Origin of the sequence: Amycolatopsis sp. NPDC049252, assembly GCF_043197175.1 — a bacterium.
GTDB lineage: Bacteria > Actinomycetota > Actinomycetes > Mycobacteriales > Pseudonocardiaceae > Amycolatopsis.
On sequence record NZ_JBICSQ010000175.1, the window covers coordinates 1 to 4,083 of the forward strand.

The 4,083-nt window shown below is 69.6% G+C and carries 3 protein-coding genes and 1 pseudogene; 3 read left to right on the plus strand and 1 reads right to left on the minus strand.

Annotated elements, in window-relative coordinates; translation table 11 throughout:
• Nucleotides 1–81: 81 nt before the first annotated feature.
• The 3 genes and pseudogenes from ACGFMK_RS48865 to ACGFMK_RS48875 form a co-directional block, all read left to right on the plus strand.
• Nucleotides 82–567, plus strand: a pseudogene (locus ACGFMK_RS48865) (aspartate/glutamate racemase family protein); the annotation flags it as partial.
• Nucleotides 568–665: 98 nt separating this feature from the next.
• Nucleotides 666–1,937 (plus strand): alginate lyase family protein, encoded by a 1,272-nt coding sequence (locus ACGFMK_RS48870; RefSeq protein WP_392778904.1) that lies wholly within the window; start codon nucleotides 666–668, stop codon nucleotides 1,935–1,937.
• Nucleotides 1,938–2,144: 207 nt separating this feature from the next.
• Nucleotides 2,145–3,854 carry a glycosyl hydrolase family 18 protein gene (locus ACGFMK_RS48875; protein WP_392778907.1) on the plus strand — a complete coding sequence of 570 codons (1,710 nt, stop codon included), beginning with the start codon at nucleotides 2,145–2,147 and terminating at the stop codon, nucleotides 3,852–3,854.
• A 29-nt stretch (nucleotides 3,855–3,883) separates the two neighbouring features.
• Here ACGFMK_RS48875 and ACGFMK_RS48880 read toward each other — a convergent pair.
• A partial coding sequence (locus tag ACGFMK_RS48880; protein WP_392778910.1) for a transposase occupies nucleotides 3,884–4,083 on the minus strand: 200 nt, incomplete at its 5' end.

The following is a 4,083-nucleotide window of genomic DNA, read 5'->3' on the forward strand; positions in this document are numbered from 1 at the left end:
CTCGCGCGCGCCGCCGGGCCGGCGGGGGGCCTCGCGGGGTGGGGGGGCTTGACACCCGGTTGGGCGGGGGGGGGGGGGGGGGGGGGCGCCCCCCACGGCCGCGAGGGAGCCCGCGAGCTGCTGGACGTCCCGGTCGTCGACATCACCGAGGCCGCCGCGCACCTGGCCTGCCTGCTGGGCCGCCGCTACGGCGTCGTGACCACATTGGACCGCACGTGCGGGCTGATCGAGGACAGCCTGCACTCCGCGGGGGTCGCCCAGAACTGCGTGACGGTCACCGGCGCCGGCCTCGGCGTGCTGGAACTGACCGACGAACGCCGGACGGAGTCGGCACTGCTGACCGCCGGCCGCCGCGCCCGGGACGCCGGCGCGGAGGTCCTGGTGCTCGGCTGCGCCGGGATGACCGGGCTGGACCGCCGGATCGCGACGATGCTCGACATCCCGGTGATCGACGGTGTCGCCGCCGCCGTGCGGCTCGCCGAGTCGCTCGTCGGGCTCGGCCTGAAGACCAGCCGGGCCGGTTCGTACGCCAAGCCACTGGCCAAGAAACGCACCTGGCCCGTTTGACAGCCGCCGCACCGGAGAGCCAGAATCGCCGACGCCACTGCCGTACCGCCGCCCGGTGACGAGTGGGGATCCTGGCGTCCCCGAAAGGGCGGTCGAAGGTGCGAAGGCAGTTACACGTTCTCGGGGCGGCGGTGCTGGCCGCGTGCCTGGCCATGGTCCCGGTCAGCGGGACGGCGACGGCCGGGCAGGCGCCGCGCACCGTCGTCACCGACGGCAAGAAGCTCGCGGACATCCAGTCGGCGCTCAAGCACGGCCACGCGACCCGCGCGCAGCGCGACGCGCTGAAGGTGGTGCTGGACAAGGCGAACACCGCGCTGAGCGCCGGGCCGTGGTCGGTCATGGACAAGCCGTCCGCGCCGCCCAGCGGCGATAAGCACGACTACCTGAGCCAGGCGCCCTATTGGTGGGCGAGTGAGAAGACGCCGGAGAACCCGCAGGGCTGCCCGTACGTCAACAAGGACGGCCAGCGCAACCCGGAGGCCGACACGATCACCGACCACACCTACCGGATGGTGGCGTGGGACGCGATGTACTACCTCTCGCTCGCCTGGTACTACACCGGCGACCCGAAGTACGCCAAGCGCGCGGCGCTGGACATCCGGACGTGGTTCCTCGACCCGGCCACCCGGATGAACCCGAACATGACGTACTCGCAGATCATCCCGTGCAAGAGCACGATCAGCGGTACGGGCATCATCGACTCGACGCAGTCGTTCAGCCAGGTGCTCGACGTCTTCGCGCTGCTCGACACCGGCGCGCCGGGCTGGACGGGCCAGGACCGCTCGGGCATCAAGGCGTGGCTCACGCAGTACCTGAACTGGATGCAGACCAGCCCGCAGGCGAAGCTGGAACTGGCCGCCACGAACAACCACGGCACGTTCCTCGACATGCAGAACGCGACCATCGCCGCCTACCTCGGCAAGCGGGACACGGCGAAGAAGATCGTGCTGGACGCGGAGAAGAACCGGTTCCCGGTCCAGTTCGCCGCCGACGGCAGCCAGCCGTTGGAACTCTCGCGGACGATGTCTTGGCACTACGTCAACTTCAACCTCACGGCGTGGGGCCGGATGGCGGAGCTGGGCAAGAACCTCGGCGTCGACGTCTGGAAGTACACCGCGCCGAACGGGGTGACCCTGCGCAAGGTCGTCGACCAGCTGATCCCCGGCGCGCTGCAGGGTGCCGCGGGCTGGCCGCACCAGCAGATCGGCGTGTTCGACCAGTCGATCGCGGCGGACATCTTCCACGCTGCGGCCGAGGAGGCCCACGACCAGGACGCGGCCGCGGCGCTGAAGAAGATGCCGCTGCCGGCCGGCGGTGACACGTGGGCCGTGCGCGTGTCGTGCTTCCCGCTCGACCCGCCGCTCAAGTAACCCCTGCCAACGCTGGGAAATCCGGACACCACGCCCCATAGCGCACACCGCCTCAAGATTGGTCTAGTCCAAAGTATTGACACTCGGTGTGCGCACGCGCACATTCATGAACGGGCCGGCACCTGTTCGTGAAGAACCGTCGCGTACCGCCCCCTCTCGCGCCGTCGCGGCCCGGGAGGGGGCCGTCCGCCTGCGCGAGGAGACAGCATGCAGAGGGTTTCCCGAAGATTGGCGATGTTCGCCGCCGCCGCGGCCGCCGTGGTCGTGGGCGCGCTCACGGTCGCCGGCCCGGCCGCGCCACCCGCGTCCGCCGCCACGTCCGGCGGGGTCCGGATCGCCTACTTCGACCAGTGGAGCATCTACCAGAACGCCTACTACCTGAAGAACGTCGACGCGATCGCCGGCAACCTCGACTACCTGCTCTACGACTTCGAGAACATCGATCCCGCGAACCACACGTGCTTCGAGGCGACGAAGGCGACCACACCCGACCCGGGCGGCGAGACCGACCCGAACGCCGGTGACGGCGGCGGCGACCAGTTCGCCGACTACCAGAAGTCCTTCGGCTCCGACATCAGCGTCGACGGCACCGCCGACGTCTGGAACCAGCCGGTCGCCGGCAACTTCCACCAGCTGCAGGAGCTCAAGGCGCGGCACCCGAACCTCAAGGTGCTGCTGTCGATCGGCGGCTGGACGTACTCGAAGTACTTCTCCGACGCCGCCGCGACCGACGCGTCGCGCAAGAAGTTCGTCAGCTCGTGCCTGGACATGTTCATCAAGGGCAACATCCCGGCCTCCGGCGGGTACGGCGGCCCGGGCACCGCGGCGGGCATCTTCGACGGCATAGACATCGACTGGGAGTACCCGGGTTCCCCGACCGGGCACGTCGGCAACCACTACAGCGCCGCCGACACCGCGAACTACACCGCGCTGATGGCGGAGTTCCGCACCGAGCTGGACGCCTTGGGCGGCAAGCACTACGCGCTCTCGGCCGCGCTGCCGGGCGGGCAGGACAAGATCGCGAAGATCCAGACCGACAAGATCGGCCAGTACCTGGACTTCGGCAACGCGATGACCTACGACATGCACGGCGCGTGGGACGCGACCGGGCCGACGAACTTCCAGGACCCGCTGTACTCCTCGCCGAGCGACCCGTCGGGCACGATCCCGCCGGGCACCGAGAAGTACACGACCGACTCGGTGATCAAGGACTACCTGCACGGCAACAGCGCGTACGGCATCGCGGGCGGGTTCCCCGCGAGCAAGCTGACGCTGGGCATCCCGTTCTACTACCGCGGCTGGACCGGCGTGCCCGCCGGGTCGAACCACGGCCTGTACCAGTCGGCTTCGGGTCCGTCGGCGGGACACACGCTGAGCGGCAACGTGCCGGGTGTGGCGATGTACAAGGAACTGACCGGCATCGTCGACAACCCGTCCGACACGTTCTGGGACCCGGTCACGCAGTCGGCCTGGTTCTACGACGGCACGAACTTCTTCGGCGGCTCGTCCGCGCAGTCCGTCAAGGCCCGCACCGACTACATCCACTGCACCGGCCTCGGCGGCGCGATGATGTTCTCGCTCTACGACCTGGACCCGGGCTCGACGCTGTTCCACGCCGTCGTGAACGGCCTGGCCGCCTCGACGCCGAACTGCTCGACACCGCCGCCCACCACGACCCCGACCACACCCACCACCCCGACGACCCCCACCACGCCGACCACCCCGACCACACCCACGACCCCGCCGACGACCACGCCCACCACGCCGCCGTCGGTGCCCGCGTGGGCGCCGAACACGGCGTACGCCACGGGCGCGAAGGTGACCTACAACGGCGTCACGTACACGTGCCGCCAAGCCCACACCTCGCTGGTGGGCTGGGAACCGCCGAACGTCCCGGCCCTCTGGCTCGCCGGCTGACGACCAAAATCCGTGAAGGCCAGGCGGATTCATGCGGTGGTTGCAACACCTGGTGTCTGCTGATCTAACAGTAGCTTCGTGAGGACCTCGGCTGGTGTCCGCCAGCCGAGGGTCTCCCGAGGCCGCCCGTTCAACTCCGCCGCCACCCGCACCAACTCCGCCGCGTCGTGCTGGGACAGGTCGGTGCCTTTCGGGAAATACTGCCGGAGCAGCCCGTTGGTGTTCTCGT